The sequence below is a fragment of the Hungatella hominis genome (genome assembly GCF_014288005.1).
In the GTDB taxonomy this organism is placed as follows: Bacteria; Bacillota; Clostridia; order Lachnospirales; family Lachnospiraceae; genus Hungatella; species Hungatella effluvii.
Map to the genome: position 1 here is coordinate 369,172 of NZ_JACOPB010000001.1, position 17,061 is coordinate 386,232.

A 17,061-nucleotide genomic window follows, 5' to 3' on the forward strand; every position below is an offset into this window, starting at 1 on the left:
TTTTTTCTTCTTAATTAATTATATGAATTAATTTAACTCGGCAATTCTTGTGACTCCCACATAAATATGGGATATTTTATACCAGGTGCGGAAATCGATAACTCCCGTCACAGGGAGGCCGAATATGGACTGGAATTCCCGTACAGCGGCTGCGGTTGCCGGTCCGAAGATCCCATCCGGCGTAATGTGCGGGATGGCGCTGTAAACGGTGGCGATGGCGTCCAGCTGTTCCTGCACCTGCTGTACCTTCTGGCCGCTGGAGCCGATGGTTAAATCGTAGCCGGGCCAGGAAGCGGGGATGCCGGAAATCTGCTCGGCGGTATTGATGTACATGTCATCACCGTAGAAATAGCGCAGAATTTCAATGGGGCTGTATCCGCGTTCGCCTAAGTCGGCGGAGCCCCACTGCGTCATCCAGCCTTTGTGCTGGCAGGACACCCGGTTGCCATCACAGTACTGGGTTAAGATCGGCTGTTTTACCTCAGGACGCGATAAGTAGTTGTCGAAGATCTCATCCACAACCTCGGAGATGGACTGGAAGATATTTCTGCCGTAGATCCATTTATGATCAAAAGCGGTGGAAGAGGTAATGGTGAAATCATAGCCCTGGTTGCGGTACCACTCCGTGTAGACACGGTTCAGTGTGAAGCTCATGATGGCCAGAACGTTTGCCGTGATGGAGGAACGGGGCCAGGTTGCGTAAATTTCACTGGAGGCTACATTCTTGATATAGTCCCGGTATGGAACGTAGTAATTGGGGGCGGTTGAGTCGGTAGGAACTCCGTCATGAACCACGACGGTCTGAGGAACTACCACGCGGCTTAAGACGATCTCACCGGTTTCAGCCACCGGCTTTACTTCAGCTTCAGCAATTTTTGGCGGATAGTAACCATAGAGCGTGTGATCCGGAATGACGATGGGAGTGTCCGGTGATACCTCGTCGGCCAGCGGCGTCATACGGACCGGCTGGATTGCAAGAGAGTCCGGAAGGATTTCCGTTCCGGAGATGGCGACTTCCGCAAAGCCCCGCGCCCGGATGGTGATGGTATATTCGGAATAGGGCTGGGTTAAGCCGGGCGACAGGCTGTATTCCAGCGGAGGAGCGGCTAAGCGGATCTCCCCGGTCTGGCCGGAAGAATTGGTGTTCGTCGATTCTACAGTGCTTTCAGGATCTCCTTTGTAAGCGATGGAAACTTCGGCATCGCGGATAGGAAAATTGTTTTCGGCAGAAACTACATTTACCTGGAGTGAGCCGGTATCAGTAGGTTCCAGTGCGGCAGCGGTCATATATTTTCTCATAGATTGCCCCTTTATTGGATGATTACTGACAGTATATGACGGCTGTTTCGCAAATGTTCCGGTTTTTCCGGAAAACGGGCTGCGGCGGAGAATGTTTCTGCCGGGAGGGGGCAGGCGCCGCAGTCCAGGAATCCTGGCTGACTGAAGGGATTCCGAATTTCCGGACGTTTTACCGGAACATGGACTCTACGTAGTTACGCATTTCAGTCCGGCTCTCAACGTTTCTGGCTCCGTCTACGATTTCGTTCCGTCTGGATTCCGGAAGTTCCGCAAAACGGGTCAGAATGTCGGAATGCTGTGCCAGCTCCATGGTAAAACCGATGGGCATTTCACTGTTATCTATCATAAACATCACCTCGGAGATAGTCTCTGCAGTTTTGAACCCGGCTATTCGCGGATACGGTTTTTTCATCAGGATGTGAAAGCCAAGGCCGGAAGATCTATCCATCTCAAACGGAAGATCCATCCAACGTAATATGAAAAAAAGGAAATTGTATATTATGTTTAAAATAGTCTATAAAAAATACAAAAAGATAGTCAGGCAATCGTGCAGAAAACAGTTGAAAAATGTCGTGAAATCATGTATAATCTATTCAATTTGGGCTGATTTTCAGAGCGCTCAAACAACGCATAGCATTAAGAAAGGATTGGGACTTTACGTATGAAAGCTTTTTTAATACTGGAAGACGGAACCGTATTCACAGGAACCAGCATTGGTTCGAAAAGGGAAGTAATCAGCGAAATCGTATTTAATACTTCCATGACCGGTTATTTAGAAGTCCTCACCGACCCCTCGTACGCGGGGCAGGCCGTGGTGATGACGTATCCGCTGATTGGTAATTACGGAATTTGTCGTGAAGATATGGAATCGTATAAAGCATGGCCGGACGGCTACATTGTCAGAGAATTATCTAGAATCCCCAGCAACTTCAGAAGCGGGGATACCATTCAGCATTTCTTAGAGGAACAAGATATTCCAGGTATCAGTGGTATCGATACGAGAGCCCTAACAAAAATCTTAAGAGAAAAAGGTACGATGAACGGCATGATTACAACCAATGAAAATTTTGATTGTGATGAGGCTGTTGCCCGTATGAAAAATTATTCGGTTACCGGTGTGGTGAAGAAAACCACCTGCGCCGAAAAATACATGCTTCCGGGAGACGGAAAGAAGGTGGCGCTTCTCGATTTAGGCGCCAAGATGAACATTGCCCGTTCTTTGAATGAGAGAGGCTGCCAGGTTACCGTATATCCGGCGACGACGGCAGCGGAAGAGATTCTGGCGGAAAATCCTGACGGAATCATGCTTTCCAACGGCCCTGGAGATCCAAAGGAGTGTACGGATATTATCACCGAGATCCGCAAATTATATGAATCAGAGGTACCGATCTTTGCCATCTGCCTCGGCCATCAGCTGATGGCGCTGGCCACAGGCGCGGATACCCACAAGTTAAAATACGGTCACCGCGGCGGAAACCATCCGGTAAAGGACTTAGAGACAGGACGCGTCTACATCTCGTCACAGAACCACGGCTATGTGGTGGACATGGATACAATTAAATCTGAGACGGCCGTTCCGGCATTTGTCAATGTCAACGATGGCACTAACGAGGGATTAAAATACGTAAATAAGAACATTTTCACGGTTCAGTACCATCCGGAGGCATGTCCGGGACCGCTGGACTCCGGCTACTTATTTGACAGATTTTTGAAAATGATGGAGGAGGGAAAGTAATGCCGAAGAATCCTGATATTAAAAAAGTACTTGTTCTCGGCTCCGGCCCGATCATCATCGGCCAGGCGGCGGAATTCGACTATGCGGGAACCCAGGCGTGCCGTTCTTTAAAAGAGGAAGGCATCGAGGTGGTTCTCTTAAACTCCAATCCGGCCACCATCATGACGGATAAGGATATTGCGGACAGGGTTTATATCGAACCTCTGACGGTAGAAGTGGTGGAACAGCTGATCCTGAAGGAGAAACCGGACAGCGTACTCCCGACTCTGGGCGGCCAGGCGGGACTGAATCTTGCCATGGAATTAGAGGACGCCGGATTTTTTAAGGATCACAATGTGCGTCTGATCGGAACCACAGCTCTTACCATTAAGAAGGCGGAAGACCGCGAGATGTTCAAGGAGACTATGGAGAAGATCGGCGAGCCGGTAGCTCCCTCCGATATCGTGGAGGATGTCAAACACGGTCTGGAAATCGCGGAAAAGATCGGTTATCCCGTAGTCCTTCGTCCGGCTTACACACTGGGCGGTTCCGGCGGCGGTATCGCTGAGAACCCGGAGAAATGTGCGGAGATTCTGGAAAACGGCCTTCGTCTGTCCCGTGTGGGACAGGTTCTGGTGGAGCGGTGCATCGCAGGATGGAAGGAAGTCGAATACGAAGTGATGCGCGACGGTGCGGGCAATGTGATCACCGTTTGTAATATGGAAAATATCGATCCGGTCGGCGTTCACACCGGCGACAGCATCGTTGTGGCTCCCTCCCAGACTCTGGGTGATAAGGAGTACCAGATGCTTCGTACATCAGCACTTAAAATTATCAGCGAACTGGGAATCACCGGCGGCTGTAACGTACAGTACGCCTTAAACCCGGACAGCTTTGAATACTGTGTCATCGAGGTAAACCCGCGCGTGAGCCGTTCCTCCGCGCTGGCTTCCAAGGCCACCGGATATCCCATTGCCAAGGTTGCGGCCAAAATCGCACTTGGTTATACCCTGGACGAGATTAAGAACGCGGTTACGAAGAAGACGTACGCCAGCTTCGAGCCGATGCTGGATTACTGCGTGGTCAAGATGCCGCGTCTCCCGTTTGACAAGTTCATCAGCGCCAAGAGAACGCTGGGAACCCAGATGAAGGCGACCGGAGAGGTCATGAGTATCTGTACGAACTTTGAAGGCGGCTTAATGAAGGCGATCCGTTCTTTAGAGCAGCATGTGGACAGCCTGATGTCCTATGATTTTACAGAGCTTTCCGACGAGGAATTAAAGGACACGCTGGCCCTCGTGGACGACAGGAGAATCTGGGTGATCGCGGAGGCGTTAAGACGCGGCTTCACCTATGAGACGATCCATGCGATCACGAAGATCGACGTCTGGTTTATCGATAAGCTGGCGATCATCGTGGAGATGGAAGAGGCGCTTAAGAAGGGACCGCTGACGGTGGATCTGCTGAGAGAAGCCAAGAGAATCGAGTTCCCGGACAACGTCATCGCCAGACTGACAGGAAGCTCCGAACAGGAGATTCATCAGATGCGTAAGGACAACAACATTGTGGCCGCGTTTAAGATGGTGGATACATGCGCGGCTGAATTTGCGGCGGAGACGCCTTACTACTATTCCTGCTTTGGCAGCGAGAATGAAGCCGCATATACCAGCGGGCGGAAGAAAGTGCTTGTCCTCGGTTCCGGTCCGATCCGTATCGGCCAGGGGATCGAGTTTGACTTCTGTTCGGTTCACAGCACCTGGGCGTTCAGCAAAGAGGGCTATGAGACGATTATTGTAAATAATAACCCGGAGACGGTAAGTACCGACTTCGATATTGCGGATAAGCTGTATTTCGAGCCGTTGACACCGGAGGATGTGGAGAGCATTGTGGACATCGAAAAGCCGGATGGGGCAGTGGTTCAGTTCGGCGGCCAGACGGCCATCAAGCTGACGGAAAGTCTGATGAAGATGGGGGTGACCATTCTCGGTACGGCCGCGGAAGATGTGGATGCGGCGGAGGACCGGGAGCTGTTCGATAAGATTCTGGAGGAATGCAGTATTCCGAGACCTGCGGGCCATACGGTTTACACTGCCGAAGAGGCTAAAGAAGCGGCCCATAAGCTGGGATATCCGGTGCTGGTCCGTCCATCCTATGTTTTAGGCGGCCAGGGCATGCAGATCGCCATCAGCGACCAGGATGTGGACGAATTTATCGGAATCATCAATCAGATTGCCCAGGAGCATCCGATACTCGTAGATAAGTATATCATGGGAAAAGAGATCGAGGTTGATGCCATCTGTGACGGCACCGACATTCTGATCCCGGGAATCATGCAGCATATCGAGAGGACCGGTATTCATTCCGGCGACAGTATTTCCGTCTATCCGGCTCAGGATCTGACAGAGAAGAACATCGAGACTTTAGTAGAGTATACGGAGAAGCTGGCGAGAGCCCTTCACGTGAAAGGAATGATCAACATTCAGTTCATTGTGGACGGAGACGACGTGTACATCATCGAGGTGAATCCACGTTCTTCCCGTACCGTGCCGTATATCAGCAAAGTTACCGGAATCCCCATCGTGCCGCTGGCGACGCAGATCATCTGCGGACGGACCATCCGGGAGCTGGGCTATACGCCGGGACTTCAGCCTTCCGCGGACTATATCGCCATCAAGATGCCGGTATTTTCCTTTGAAAAAATCCGCGGCGCCGATATCAGCCTCGGGCCGGAGATGAAGTCTACCGGAGAGTGTCTGGGAATTGCGAAGACCTTCAATGAGGCGCTTTATAAGGCATTTGAGGGAGCAGGCGTGCGCCTTCCAAAGTATAAAAATATGATTATCACGGTCCGCGATTCCGAGAAGGAAGAGGCCGTGGACATAGCAAGAAGATTCCAGGCACAGGGATACCGGATTTTCTCCACCGCGGGAACTGCGAAGTTTTTAAACAGCCATGGAGTAAAGGCGCTGGCAGTAAGAAAGCTGGAACAGGAGTCCCCGAACCTGCTGGATCTGATTCTGGGACACGAGATCGATCTGGTTATCGATATCCCGCCGCAGGGGGCGGATAAGAGCCGTGACGGTTTCATAATCAGAAGAAATGCCATCGAGACAGGCGTAAACGTGCTGACCTCACTCGATACGGCGGCGGCTCTTGTGACCAGTATGGAAAACAGGGCGAATGAATTGACGTTGATTGATATTGCAACGGTTTAAAGGGCAGACGGGCGGCAGTTACAGGTTTAAATATCTGTGGCTGCCGCCTGTTTATATTGTTAGAAGAAAACACTGTTTTACTATAATAATCGAAATAACTGGCTGTTGACAGCTTGAAAAATATGTGGTATATTTATAACATAAAGTTATAAATATACCACATAGAAAGGGGGAAGAATATGAAATATGGCTATGGTTGTCTGGGATTTCTATCGCTGCTGGGTATCCTGGGAATTGTCACGGAGGAGCGTACCTTCCTCGCATTTTTTGGATTTGCGGTGGATTTTCAGTACTTTTTCAGAAAGACAGATGAGATGATGATCGAGTATATGAATAAGTCCGCTGCCAGGGCATTTATGTGCGGCATGGTTTTAACTGCCGTAGTGACGCTGATTTACGCGGCGCTTTATGGGATCAGCAAGGCGCTTGTCATCGGGATCGCCTGGGGGTGGAGCGCATCGGTGCTGGTCTATGCGTTATCAACTGCCTATTATGGAATAAAAGAAAGCTGGTGGTCGGGAGATGATTAAAAACCGGATCAAAGAATACCGGGCCAGGTATGATATGAAGCAGGAAGAACTGGCGGCCAGGGTGGGAGTCCGCCGTGAGACGATCGGTAACCTGGAAAAGGGGAAGTACAATCCTTCCCTTGTTCTGGCCTGGAATATCGCAAAGGTCTTCGGCGTCACGATTGAGGAACTGTTTACCGTGGATGAATCGTGACGCCGTTTGCGGCAGCATCGAGTCAGATCTCTGATTTGTGGTATTTAAAGAAGTCCAGTGTCTCGGCAATGTCGGCCTCGTCTGAAAACAGGCCGATGGCCTTTCCCGCTTCGACTGCAAAATCCACATATCCGTTTGGTCTGGCTGTGATGAGACGTCCGTCGCTCACAGCCAGATTTTTGCTTGTCCGAATGGTGTTCTTTCCTTCCAGAAAACCGTATTCTTCCAGAAGATCGACGCCGGCGCAGATGGCGCAGATACAGGATTTGTCCCGGTTAAGTCTGTGAAGGAAGGCACTCAGCTCGTCTCCTCTGACATGGGCGATATCGCCGCCCGGAATGATGAAGGCTGTAACTTCGTCCGGATCGATATCTTTTAAAAATGTGTCTGCCTGAACGCAGAAGCCTTCCGATGTGCGGATCGTTCCGCCGCCTGTGTCATCGGCGGAGCCAGCCATGCAGTAAGCACAGGGCTGTTCACCAAGAGAGGAGTATTTCATGAAATATCCCAACAGTACGATCTCAAAGAAACAGCAGCCGTCATAAATAAGAAAATAGTTACGCATAGTTCTGCCTCCGTAATAAAATTGATATCCTTATTATAGGTGACGGCACGTTATTTGTATAGATAAATTGACATTCTATTTATTTGATGGTAAGATTACCCTAGATTTATAAAGAAAGGGTGAGAACGATGTAATGGTTTGTTTATAAGTAAATCAATGGAACCAGGGATGGAACGCAGCGTGCGGGCTGTCTTGTTTTGATACCCTTATAAACGATACTTTTACACCGTATACAAGCCCGAAAAAGAATTTCTTTTTCGTCTGTTTTCGTGAGCGGCTGGTCGTGAGGATACGTATGGATATTCCGGAAGCTGCCGCGGGACTTAACTTGTGTTGTGGTGATGTATGGGCCACAGCTTTTTTTTATTTCATAGGAAAGTTCGTCCTATGAAATAAAAACCCTCCAGGAGGATGCGCACTCCGCGCTAAGGAAATATGGCCGCTGAAGCGACCGCGCTCCGGCGCGAGAGTCCGGCTTGCCGAACTCTTTATTCAATGGAAGAGGGCTCCTGCTGCGTAAAAATGGAAACGTGCGCTTTGACGGATGGCTGAAAGGTCTGTGGCATATAACGGGAACATGAAGAGAGAAAGAAGTGAAATGAATATGGAAATGATTTATAAATATCCGAGAACCCGCCATATCGAAGGCTCCAGAATCCAGGCGGGCGACGAGGATTTGAAAAATGTGAGATTCGAGGAGATCAGGGGAAAATTCGTGGTTCTGGAGGAAAAGGTGGATGGCGCCAACTGCGGCGTCAGCTTTGGGGAGAACGGCAAACTGATGCTCCAGAGCAGGGGCCATTTCTTAAACGGCGGCTATGGAGAGCGCCAGTTTGATCTTTTTAAGACGTGGGCCAGCTGCCATCAGGCGGATTTATATGAGATGCTGGGGACGCGCTATGTGATGTACGGGGAATGGCTGTATGCCAAACACACGGTGTACTATGACAGGCTTACCCATTATTTTATGGAATTTGACATTTTTGATAAGAAAACGAAATGCTTTTTAAGTACGGCTGCGAGAAGGAAGCTGCTCTTACAGTGCCCGTTTATTGTGTCGGTCCTCGTTCTGTTTGAGGGCAGGCTGAATTCTCTGGAAGAGCTGGTTTCCTGGCTTGGCAGGTCACATTTTAAGTCGGAGCGGTATGAGCAGTCCCTGCGGGAGCAGTGTGAAGGACAGGGGCTTTATTGGGAACTGGTAAAAAGGCAAACAGATATGTCCGATCTCATGGAGGGTATCTACATCAAGGCAGAGGACGACGGTCTGGTGAAGGAACGGTTTAAATATGTGAGAAGCACATTTTTAAACACGATTCTCGATTCGGAGACACATTGGCTCAACCGGCCCGTCATTCCGAACCAGCTGGCGCCGGGGACGGATTTATTCTCGGATATTCCCCTTCGGGAGGAGGTGTGAGTATGGCAGATCAGCAGAGACTTGAAGATTTCTTAGATCAGAAGGGATACTGCTTTGACACACTCCTCGTGGAATTTCCATGGCTGGAGGAGTTGGAAGACGTCATGCAGGACAGCACATGGCACCGCGAGGGAAATGTGCTGGAGCATACGAGGCACGTCTGCCGTGCGGTCGTGTCAGGTGAAGAGTGGAAGGATTTAAACAGAGAGGAACGGGCGGTCCTTTATATGGCCGCCATGTTCCACGATATCGGAAAGAAGAGCTGCACAATGCCCTCGGCCGAAGAAGAGGGCAGAATCATTTCACCCGGGCACAGCATTGCGGGAATGAAGCGGTTTCGGGAGCTGTGCTATAAGGAATTGGAGGAACGTTTTTCGATTCCGTTTACGGTCAGGGAGGAGATCGCCTGGCTGATCCGTTACCATGGGCTGCCGCTTTTGTTTATGGAGAAGGAGTCGCCTTCCGTTAGCCTTGTGAGAGCAAGGGAGAGCGTCAGGCTGAAGCTGCTCTATCTTCTTGGGCGCGCAGATGTGCTGGGAAGGGAGTGCAGCGATAAGACGGCGGCTCTGGAGACGGTGGAATATTTCAGGGCTTATGCCGGGGAAACAGGCTGTTATGATGAGCGGATTCATTTTGCCAATGAGTATACGCGTTTCTGTTACTTTGAGAAACAGACCATATGGCCGGAGGAATGCCTCTATGATACGACGAAGTTCGATGTCTATGTGATGGCGGGGCTTCCTCTGGCAGGTAAGGATACGTATATTCAGGAGAATTTTTCACATCTCCCGGTAATCTCCCTGGATGACATCCGGGAGGAGATGGGAGTGCGGCCGAGTGAGCCTTCTGGGCCTGTGGCGGCCGTTGCGAGAGAGCGGGCAAAGGGATTTCTGCGCACGCAGACCCCATTTGTGTGGAATGCAACCAATCTGGTGCTGGACAACAGACAGAAGATATGCCGGCTGTGCAGCAATTACGGTGCAAGAGTGAATATCAGATATTTGGAGGTGCCTTACCAGGAAGTGCTGCGGCGCAATACGATTCGGGAGCGGAGTGTACCGGTGGAGGTGATTAACCGGATGATTCGCCGCCTGGATATGGTAGAGCGTACCGAGGGCTTCCGGGTAAGCTTCCAGTAAAATGACGGCCGCCTGATAAAATAGAGCTGGAAGGCCGATCTGAGAAAAAGGAGTGGAGAGAGATGGTGTTTTATATTAACAAACAGGCAGTGGAGATCAAGACGAGATTCGAAAACGCACCTTTGACCTCGCCGAATGAAGCGTGTGCGGCGATCGGCATGCTGTGCAAGATATACGGGCTTCCCATACCGGAAAAGCGGGAGATGGTCAGCGAGATGAAGCAGGATCTCCACACCGCCATTGATGGGAAGCCGATCCCGTCGGAATTCGCGGAGAAAGTCTTAAGCCTTTTAGAAGGGTATTTTAAAGATGATCCGGTGACAGATGAGATTTATGAGCTGCTGAAGTACAGCTATGATGAGCAGAAATAGTGTTAAAATATAAGCGGAGCGCTGATTTTTGGGGAATAGGATCGGCGGTGCGGTAACGGTGGAACTGCCCCTAAGGCCTCAGTCCCGTTTGCCTCCTGCTTTACCACATTTGCTTTTACAGAGAAAGTTTTTTATAACAAAAAAGTGCTGACCTCCCATTCAGGAAATCAGCAATCTCTTCTAATGGAGATGACAGGGCTCGAACCTGCGACTTCTTGCGTGTGATGCAAGCGCTCTCCCAGCTGAGCTACACCTCCATAGCAACTATTTTACCACGTTGACGGAAAAATGCAAGAAAAAAATGGAAAATTAATCATAATTTATCCTGTAAAAACACAATTGAGCGGCGGAATCGTTCCCGCCGCTCTGTGTTATTGCGCAGTCTTTATTTCTTTACAAACTGCTTATCAAATTCCGGATTGAAATAGTAGAAATTCTTGGAATCCAGATTGGACTTAATCTTCTCCAGCGCCTCGCCGAATCTCTGGAAATGAACCACTTCACGTTCACGCAGGAACTTGAGCGGTTCCCTGACTTCCGGATTGTCGATGATACGGATCAGGTTGTCGTAGGTGGTTCTGGCCTTCTGCTCGGCTGCTAAGTCTTCCGTTAAGTCGGTGATGGCGTCGCCCTTGGACTGGAACTCACAGGCATTAAACGGGACGCCTGCTGCGGCGGTCGGCCACAGGGCTGTGGTGTGATCGACATAGTAGGCGTCAAAGCCTGCAGTCTTTGCCTGCTCCGGCGTTAAATTCTTTGTAAGCTGATAGACGATGGCGCAGATCATCTCCAGATGTGCCAGCTCTTCCGTACCGATATCCGTTAAAAGTCCGCCAACTTCTTTGCATGGCATGGAGTAACGTTGGGAAAGATATCTCATGGAAGCAGCCAGCTCTCCATCAGGACCACCAAACTGGGTGATGATGAGAGATGCCGTCTTCGGGCATGGCGTCGAAATTTTTACTGGAAACTGAAGCCGTTTTTCATAATTCCACATTAGACAGTACCTCCTTCCCACGGAAGCGGACCGTCAGACCAGGTAAAATGCTTCTGTCCCGGATACTTCGTATGGGTTTCTGATTTGTTGTTGGTATCGGGGCAGACACAGTCAACCGTCAGCGGTTCAAAATTCTCCGCGTACGTCTGCATCAGCTGTTTTCTCTGCTTCATGGCGTCGCTGAATGCCTTTAAAGCGTTGTCGTCAAGAGGATGGGTGTCAAGGAACAGGGTCAGATCATTGACTGTGAAGCTGATTTCATTAATTTGTTTTAACATTGTTTCGCGGTCTGCCATTATTTACCACCTCCAGTCACATAAAACGGTAAGTCGAGACAAGGGAAGATCGTTCCGTGCTGTAAAGCGGCAGCAGGCTCATATGGCTGTTCCCAGGGCTGCATCGGTACTGTCGCGATAGCCAGTGTTAAAGCGGCGGCAGGTGTACTCTTGTCACTGTCGGATTTTCCGCAGCCACATGAACTGTTTGAATTCAAATTCATAAGAACACTCCTTTCATGTTGCGTTGTAAAGTATCTTCTTTTCTAGTATCTGCACAGAAGATAAAAATACGATGCAAAAAATATGCCAGAATAACCATTTGCCTTATTGTATAATGGACCAGAATAAAATATAATGGTAGATATCACTAGGATAACAGGAGATCAGAACATTGAATGACAAGAAATTTGCAGTATTAATCGATTCGGATAACATTTCAGCAAAGTACATCAGCTATATTCTGGCTGAGATGACAAAGTATGGTGTCATTACATACAAAAGGATATATGGAGACTGGACAAGCTCTCAGATGGGAAAGTGGAAACAGGAACTCCTGGAAAATTCTATTACACCGATTCAGCAGTTTTCCAATACCGTGGGAAAGAATGCCACCGACTCTGCGCTGATTATCGATGCCATGGATTTGCTGTATACCGATAACGTGGATGGATTCTGTATTGTTTCGAGTGACAGCGATTTTACGAAGCTGGCCAGCCGGCTGAGGGAATCGGGAAAGGAAGTCATCGGCATGGGTGAGGAGAAGACTCCAAAGTCATTCCGCGCCGCATGTACTGTGTTTACCAATTTAGAGATCCTGCTTGACCAGGATGAGGAGAGCGTCAGCGGAGTAACGGTAGGACGGGAAGTCATCGAACAGGATATCGCTTCAATTATCCTGGAGAACGACGATATGAATAAGGCTACTGGTCTGGGAGAAATTGGGAATCGTCTTGTAAAAAAATATTCTGATTTCGACGTCAGAAGCTATGGTTACAGCTCTCTTTCGAAATTTCTGGAGGAAATGGATAGTTTTGAACTGAAGAAATCAAATAATGTAGTAACGGTTCGCATAAAGGACAACCGAACCAGGAAACAGGAGCTGGATGATTACGCCATAAAGCTGGTAAGAAACAGCGGAAGGAACGGCCTGGAGCTGGCCGCTCTGGGCAACGGCATGCACAGGAAGTATGGGGATTTCAAGGTCAAGGATTACGGCTACTCCACATTTTCCAAGTTTGTGCAGAGTATCAGCCAGTTAGAGGTCCGGGAAAATAAGATAAACAACAAAGTCGTCTTCATCAGACAGGAGTAATACGGAAGGAAAGAGGGAATAACGATGGTAAGTTACAGCTTTGGTACAAGGCTGACCAGACTTTCCGACGGAGAGAGACGAGAGAGTGATGACGCCTGTATTACAGTCATGACGCTGGAAGAATTCCGGGATGCGAAGGAAACGTACCTTCACCGGAAGGTACTGGTGCATTCCATGGAGAATATCCATTACTGCAAGGCGGAGGCGTACGGCGGCTGCACGATGGGGACTTTTATGATTCCCAATAAAAATAATCTTTTAGGCGAGAAGTTCTCCTTTGGCTTCTATGTGACGGACAGTGAGCTGATTCTGCTCGATGAAGGGGATATGCTGACTGAGATCATCAAACGGATGGAGGACATTGCGTCGAAAGAAGGGACTGCCCATTCCCATGCTGGAGAGGAGAGGGCGAAGGAAAAAGGAACGTCTGCCGCTCCCGCGGAGTTTCTGATCCTCTTAATGGATTATCTGATCCGCAACGATGTGCTTTTCCTGCAGAAGTATGAGGCGAAGCTGGAGGACATGGAGGACGAGCTGCTGGATCATCAGCCGAAGAATTTTTATGAGACGGTGATCGTGAGCAGAAAGGAACTGCTTGCACTGCACACCTACTATGAACAGCTGATATCTCTGGGAGAGGAACTGGAGTCCAATGACAACCACCTGTTTTCCGAAGGGGAATGCGTAGGTTTCGGCATGTTCGCCAGCCGGGCCAGCCGTCTTCACGATCATGTGGAGATGCTGCGGGAGTATGTATTTCAGATTCGGGAGATGTACCAGTCTCAGATTGCCTCCAATCAGAACCAGATCATGAGCTGGCTGACCGTAGTGACGACGATCTTTCTGCCCCTCAGCCTGTTGGTAGGCTGGTACGGAATGAATTTTGCCAATATGCCGGAGCTTCGATGGAAATACGGCTACGCAGGGATGATTCTTCTGAGCGTCGTAATTGTAGCGGTCGAGATTTGGTTTTTTAAGAAAAAGAAGATACTATAGGAGAACGCGATGGAAAACAAGGAAAAAGGCTCGTTTGTCGGCAGTGTGCTTCTGTCTTCCCCGGTGTGGGATGCAGAAAAGTTAAAAAAGGATTTGCTGGATGAGTGGAATATCAGCGTACCGGATGAGGAGGAGGCGGATAACGACACCATCGTATTCGAGGTTGATAATTATATGGTAGCCATCAGCCTGATGCCGGCACCTGTGCCTGCGGGAGAGGCGGAGTATTACGCCAAGTCCAATTATTTTTGGAAAGGCGCTGTGGACGCGGCCAGTGAGCACCGGGCCCATATTCTGGCTGCCGTGGTCGGGGGAAGGGAAAATGATCCGGTTGCAGCCGGTAAGCTTTACGTAAAGATTTCTTCGGCCTGCTTAAAGCAGGAGAATGCGCTCGGAATTTATACCAGCGGAACCGTGTTTGCGCCGGAGATGTACTGCGCCGTGGCGGAAGATATGAAAGAGGAAGAAGAGACTTATCCGATTTTAGACTGGATTTATTTTGGCCTGTATCAGACGGAAAAAGGGATGAACGGGTATACATACGGCATGACTGCTTTTGGGAAGGATGAGATCGAGGTGTTGGAAAGCGCGGCTACGCCAGCCGAGCTTCACGAATTCCTCTTTGATATTGCGAGCTATGTACTCTGTGATGATGTACTTTTAAAGGATGGGGAGACCATCGGCTTCACGGAAGACGAGAAGCTTCCGATTACCAGGTCGAAAGGCGAGGCGGTGGAAGGCGACAGCATAAAGATCGCCTTCATGCTAGTATAACCCACACCAAATACCTTACTGCTTCGCTGGTCTGATTTTCCGATAGTACAGACGCAAAAAATCATCCTCACCGAACCAGCAAGGCATTTAGTGTGGGTCATACTAGCTTAAGAAATCAGGAACCGATTACCAGATGCCCAGAAAATTCTGCATGGACAGGCTGACCAGGGAAATTCCGATCCAGCAGCACAGGCCCAGAAGAATCGGTTTCATTCCTGTTTTTACGAGGGTGACCAGGTTGGTATTGGTCCCGATGGCGGCCATGGCCATGATGATGAAGAATTTGCTTAAATCTTTAAGCGGTCCCGTAACCGTGGCGGGGAGATGAAATACGGTGGTCAGTACGGATGCGAGAAGGAAGAACAGAACGAAAAACGGAAATATTTTTGCGATTTGAAAGGTATTTCCGGAGCCGCTCTGTTCTTTTTTTGTGCGGTAAAATGCCAGGAACAGGGTGATTGGTATAATCGCCAGGGTTCTGGTTAGTTTAACAATGGCGGCGGCCTCCAGTGTATTGCTTCCGTAGATGCCATCCCATGCAGCAGCGGCGGCCGTGACGGAGGAGGTATCATTGATGGCGGTGCCGGCAAACAGACCGAAGCCCTCGTTGGAAAGCCCTAAAGCGGCGCCGAGCGCGGGGAAAATTAATGCAGCGGCAATGTTGAACAGGAAGATAACGGAGATAGACTGTGCGATCTCCTCGTCGTCCGCCTCAATGACCGGCGCAGTTGCCGCTATGGCAGAACCGCCGCAAATGGAAGAACCGACGCCGATTAAGATGGCGCTCTTCGTCGGTATCTTCAAAAGCCGGAAGAGCAGAACCGCTATGAGAATCGATGTAGTGATGGTGGCCAGGATAATGGGGAGAGACTGCCTTCCTTTTTCCAGAACCACGGATAAGTTCATGCCGAAGCCGAGTAAAACGACGGCGTACTGGAGAATCTTCTTAGATGTAAACGCGATCCCGGGGCGGAAAAGCTCCTTTCCCTTTATAAATGGAGCAATAGCCATTCCGATTAAGATGGCACAAACGGGGCCGCCCACTACCGGAAAGAGTCTGCCTAAAAACCAGGCCGGTATGGAGATGGCGAGACAGATCAGAAGCCCTGCGGTATATTTTTTCATAGTTAAAAATTCCTTTCTTGTTCGATATCATTATGAGATCATGGGGATAAATTTATTCCAGAGGCCATGGAAACTGTTACCATTATACAGAAGGATAACCATAAAATAAAATTCTAAATATTTATTTATTGATAAATATATGTTATGATATTTAGAAAGGAACGTATTTTACAAAAGGAGGAAAGTTCAGATGCTGGATTTTCGGATGGATACATTTCTCGCCGTATGCAGATGCATGAATTTTACAAAGGCGGCGGAGGAACTCAACATTACACAGCCTGCTGTGTCACACCATATTCACTATCTGGAGGAGCACTATCAGGTAAAGCTGTTTAAGTACAGCGGTAAGAAGATCGGACTTACGGAGGCGGGGAGGATGCTTTTGTCGGCGGCGACGACGATGCAGCACGATGAGCTTCATTTAAAGCAGGCACTCAAGATGTCGGATGGCGGCGGGCGGCGTCTCGTGTTCGGGGCAACCATGACTGTGGGAGAGTATGTTCTTCCGGAAGCGCTGATGCGGCTTATGGACGCTCAGCCGGATATTTCTGTGAAAATGGTGGTGGCCGACACCCAGGATCTGCTTAAGAGCCTTGACGAGGGGGAGATCGAATTTGCAGTGGTAGAGGGCTTTTTTCAAAAAAAGGAATACGATTTTCTCGTATACGACAGAGGGAAATTTGTGATTGTGGCTTCGCCGGAATATCAGTTTCACAGCGAGGGTAAGGTGATCGAGGATCTGACGCAGGAACGGTTCTTTATCCGGGAGCCGGGATCCGGTACAAGATATGTGTTCGAGCGGTATCTGGAAGGCAAGAACCTTCTGATTCACGATTTTGAGGACCTGATGGAGATCAGCAACATTGGCGCTATCAAGAGCCTGGTTGCAGATGGACGGGGAATCACATTTTTATATGAGGCTGCTGTGAAGAAGGAACTGAAAGATGGCCGGTTGAGGCGCGTGGAGCTGGAAGACTTCGAACTAAGCCACGATTTTACTTTTATATGGAGAAAAGACAGCATTTACTCCGAATATTACCGTGAACTGTACCGTCTGCTCCGGGGAGAATAACGGAGAACCTCGAAAATACTCTTGACAGAATTAACTGTATCTGCTATTGTTACAGTGTAAACTG

General features: G+C 49.3%; 18 protein-coding genes and 1 tRNA gene. 11 read left to right on the forward strand and 8 right to left on the reverse strand.

What is annotated here, in order from left to right; genetic code table 11:
* Positions 1-27: 27 nt before the first annotated feature.
* Entirely contained in the window at positions 28-1,299 is a 1,272-nt protein-coding gene (locus H8S75_RS01685) for a peptidoglycan-binding protein (protein WP_187018866.1), read from the reverse strand.
* 169 nt (positions 1,300-1,468) lie between these two features.
* Positions 1,469-1,645 carry a hypothetical protein gene (locus H8S75_RS01690; protein WP_187018868.1) on the reverse strand — a complete coding sequence of 59 codons (177 nt, stop codon included), beginning with the start codon at positions 1,643-1,645 and terminating at the stop codon, positions 1,469-1,471.
* Between the two features lie 315 nt (positions 1,646-1,960).
* Between H8S75_RS01690 and H8S75_RS01695 the strand changes: the two genes are divergently transcribed.
* The 4 genes from H8S75_RS01695 (at position 1,961) to H8S75_RS01710 (ending at position 6,951) form a co-directional block, all read left to right on the forward strand.
* Positions 1,961-3,034, forward strand: a complete 1,074-nt coding sequence (locus H8S75_RS01695) for a carbamoyl phosphate synthase small subunit (protein WP_187018870.1) — start codon at positions 1,961-1,963, stop codon at positions 3,032-3,034.
* A complete protein-coding gene (gene carB / locus H8S75_RS01700; RefSeq protein WP_187018872.1) occupies positions 3,034-6,228 on the forward strand; it encodes a carbamoyl-phosphate synthase large subunit in 3,195 nt (1,064 codons plus the stop codon). The genes H8S75_RS01695 and carB overlap by 1 nt, the downstream gene beginning before the upstream one ends.
* Before the next feature lie 179 nt (positions 6,229-6,407).
* A complete protein-coding gene (locus H8S75_RS01705; RefSeq protein ID WP_055658726.1) occupies positions 6,408-6,758 on the forward strand; it encodes a DUF3796 domain-containing protein in 351 nt (116 codons plus the stop codon).
* Entirely contained in the window at positions 6,751-6,951 is a 201-nt protein-coding gene (locus tag H8S75_RS01710) for a helix-turn-helix transcriptional regulator (RefSeq protein WP_025531210.1), read from the forward strand. Before H8S75_RS01705 ends, H8S75_RS01710 begins: the two co-directional genes overlap by 8 nt.
* Positions 6,952-6,973: 22 nt before the next feature.
* Here the strand turns inward: H8S75_RS01710 and H8S75_RS01715 are convergent, their stop codons facing one another.
* Positions 6,974-7,516 (reverse strand): DJ-1/PfpI family protein, encoded by a 543-nt coding sequence (locus H8S75_RS01715; RefSeq protein WP_187018873.1) that lies wholly within the window; start codon positions 7,514-7,516, stop codon positions 6,974-6,976.
* A gap of 604 nt (positions 7,517-8,120) precedes the next feature.
* Between H8S75_RS01715 and H8S75_RS01720 the strand changes: the two genes are divergently transcribed.
* The 3 genes from H8S75_RS01720 (at position 8,121) to H8S75_RS01730 (ending at position 10,443) form a co-directional block, all read left to right on the forward strand.
* Positions 8,121-8,933, forward strand: a complete 813-nt coding sequence (locus tag H8S75_RS01720; protein WP_187018874.1) for an RNA ligase family protein — start codon at positions 8,121-8,123, stop codon at positions 8,931-8,933.
* A 2-nt stretch (positions 8,934-8,935) separates the two neighbouring features.
* Positions 8,936-10,072, forward strand: a complete 1,137-nt coding sequence (locus H8S75_RS01725) for an AAA family ATPase (RefSeq protein ID WP_187018876.1) — start codon at positions 8,936-8,938, stop codon at positions 10,070-10,072.
* Between the two features lie 62 nt (positions 10,073-10,134).
* Positions 10,135-10,443 carry a DUF3837 family protein gene (locus H8S75_RS01730; protein ID WP_055658733.1) on the forward strand — a complete coding sequence of 103 codons (309 nt, stop codon included), beginning with the start codon at positions 10,135-10,137 and terminating at the stop codon, positions 10,441-10,443.
* Positions 10,444-10,627: 184 nt separating this feature from the next.
* Here the strand turns inward: H8S75_RS01730 and H8S75_RS01735 are convergent.
* The 4 genes from H8S75_RS01735 to H8S75_RS01750 all read right to left on the reverse strand — a co-directional run bounded on the left by H8S75_RS01735 (position 10,628) and on the right by H8S75_RS01750 (position 11,939).
* Positions 10,628-10,700: transfer RNA gene (locus H8S75_RS01735), tRNA-Val, on the reverse strand.
* Positions 10,701-10,828: 128 nt separating this feature from the next.
* Positions 10,829-11,440, reverse strand: coding sequence for a manganese catalase family protein (locus H8S75_RS01740; protein ID WP_055658735.1), 612 nt, complete (start codon positions 11,438-11,440; stop codon positions 10,829-10,831).
* Complete coding sequence (locus H8S75_RS01745; protein WP_002603201.1) at positions 11,440-11,736, reverse strand: spore coat protein CotJB; 297 nt, start codon at positions 11,734-11,736, stop codon at positions 11,440-11,442. The genes H8S75_RS01740 and H8S75_RS01745 overlap by 1 nt, the downstream gene beginning before the upstream one ends.
* Positions 11,736-11,939, reverse strand: a complete 204-nt coding sequence (locus H8S75_RS01750; RefSeq protein WP_055658737.1) for a spore coat associated protein CotJA — start codon at positions 11,937-11,939, stop codon at positions 11,736-11,738. Before H8S75_RS01750 ends, H8S75_RS01745 begins: the two co-directional genes overlap by 1 nt.
* Positions 11,940-12,109: 170 nt before the next feature.
* Between H8S75_RS01750 and H8S75_RS01755 the strand changes: the two genes are divergently transcribed.
* From H8S75_RS01755 to H8S75_RS01765, 3 genes are read left to right on the forward strand one after another with little or no spacing between them, the layout of a single operon-like run.
* Complete coding sequence (locus H8S75_RS01755) at positions 12,110-13,030, forward strand: NYN domain-containing protein (protein ID WP_187018878.1); 921 nt, start codon at positions 12,110-12,112, stop codon at positions 13,028-13,030.
* A 24-nt stretch (positions 13,031-13,054) separates the two neighbouring features.
* Positions 13,055-14,026 (forward strand): magnesium transporter CorA family protein, encoded by a 972-nt coding sequence (locus H8S75_RS01760; RefSeq protein ID WP_187018880.1) that lies wholly within the window; start codon positions 13,055-13,057, stop codon positions 14,024-14,026.
* Positions 14,027-14,035: 9 nt separating this feature from the next.
* Positions 14,036-14,800, forward strand: coding sequence for a DUF4261 domain-containing protein (locus H8S75_RS01765; RefSeq protein ID WP_187018882.1), 765 nt, complete (start codon positions 14,036-14,038; stop codon positions 14,798-14,800).
* Positions 14,801-14,926: 126 nt separating this feature from the next.
* Here H8S75_RS01765 and H8S75_RS01770 read toward each other — a convergent pair whose 3' ends face one another.
* On the reverse strand, positions 14,927-15,925 hold the full coding sequence (locus H8S75_RS01770; RefSeq protein WP_055658744.1) for a YeiH family protein: 999 nt from the start codon (positions 15,923-15,925) through the stop codon (positions 14,927-14,929).
* A 190-nt stretch (positions 15,926-16,115) separates the two neighbouring features.
* Here H8S75_RS01770 and H8S75_RS01775 point away from each other — a divergent pair, with 190 nt between their 5' ends.
* Positions 16,116-16,997 carry a LysR family transcriptional regulator gene (locus H8S75_RS01775; protein WP_187018884.1) on the forward strand — a complete coding sequence of 294 codons (882 nt, stop codon included), beginning with the start codon at positions 16,116-16,118 and terminating at the stop codon, positions 16,995-16,997.
* Positions 16,998-17,061: the final 64 nt, after the last annotated feature.

Excerpts from the sequence above, each read along its gene's own strand:
- H8S75_RS01685 (WP_187018866.1), bottom strand. The coding sequence starts at position 1,299 with ATGAGAAAATATATGACCGCTGCCGCACTGGAACCTACTGATACCGGC.
- H8S75_RS01690 (WP_187018868.1), bottom strand. The coding sequence starts at position 1,645 with ATGATAGATAACAGTGAAATGCCCATCGGTTTTACCATGGAGCTGGCA.
- H8S75_RS01695 (WP_187018870.1), top strand. The coding sequence starts at position 1,961 with ATGAAAGCTTTTTTAATACTGGAAGACGGAACCGTATTCACAGGAACC.
- carB (WP_187018872.1), top strand. The coding sequence starts at position 3,034 with ATGCCGAAGAATCCTGATATTAAAAAAGTACTTGTTCTCGGCTCCGGC.
- H8S75_RS01705 (WP_055658726.1), top strand. The coding sequence starts at position 6,408 with ATGAAATATGGCTATGGTTGTCTGGGATTTCTATCGCTGCTGGGTATC.
- H8S75_RS01710 (WP_025531210.1), top strand. The coding sequence starts at position 6,751 with ATGATTAAAAACCGGATCAAAGAATACCGGGCCAGGTATGATATGAAG.
- H8S75_RS01715 (WP_187018873.1), bottom strand. The coding sequence starts at position 7,516 with ATGCGTAACTATTTTCTTATTTATGACGGCTGCTGTTTCTTTGAGATC.
- H8S75_RS01720 (WP_187018874.1), top strand. The coding sequence starts at position 8,121 with ATGGAAATGATTTATAAATATCCGAGAACCCGCCATATCGAAGGCTCC.
- H8S75_RS01725 (WP_187018876.1), top strand. The coding sequence starts at position 8,936 with ATGGCAGATCAGCAGAGACTTGAAGATTTCTTAGATCAGAAGGGATAC.
- H8S75_RS01730 (WP_055658733.1), top strand. The coding sequence starts at position 10,135 with ATGGTGTTTTATATTAACAAACAGGCAGTGGAGATCAAGACGAGATTC.
- H8S75_RS01740 (WP_055658735.1), bottom strand. The coding sequence starts at position 11,440 with ATGTGGAATTATGAAAAACGGCTTCAGTTTCCAGTAAAAATTTCGACG.
- H8S75_RS01745 (WP_002603201.1), bottom strand. The coding sequence starts at position 11,736 with ATGGCAGACCGCGAAACAATGTTAAAACAAATTAATGAAATCAGCTTC.
- H8S75_RS01750 (WP_055658737.1), bottom strand. The coding sequence starts at position 11,939 with ATGAATTTGAATTCAAACAGTTCATGTGGCTGCGGAAAATCCGACAGT.
- H8S75_RS01760 (WP_187018880.1), top strand. The coding sequence starts at position 13,055 with ATGGTAAGTTACAGCTTTGGTACAAGGCTGACCAGACTTTCCGACGGA.
- H8S75_RS01765 (WP_187018882.1), top strand. The coding sequence starts at position 14,036 with ATGGAAAACAAGGAAAAAGGCTCGTTTGTCGGCAGTGTGCTTCTGTCT.
- H8S75_RS01770 (WP_055658744.1), bottom strand. The coding sequence starts at position 15,925 with ATGAAAAAATATACCGCAGGGCTTCTGATCTGTCTCGCCATCTCCATA.
- H8S75_RS01775 (WP_187018884.1), top strand. The coding sequence starts at position 16,116 with ATGCTGGATTTTCGGATGGATACATTTCTCGCCGTATGCAGATGCATG.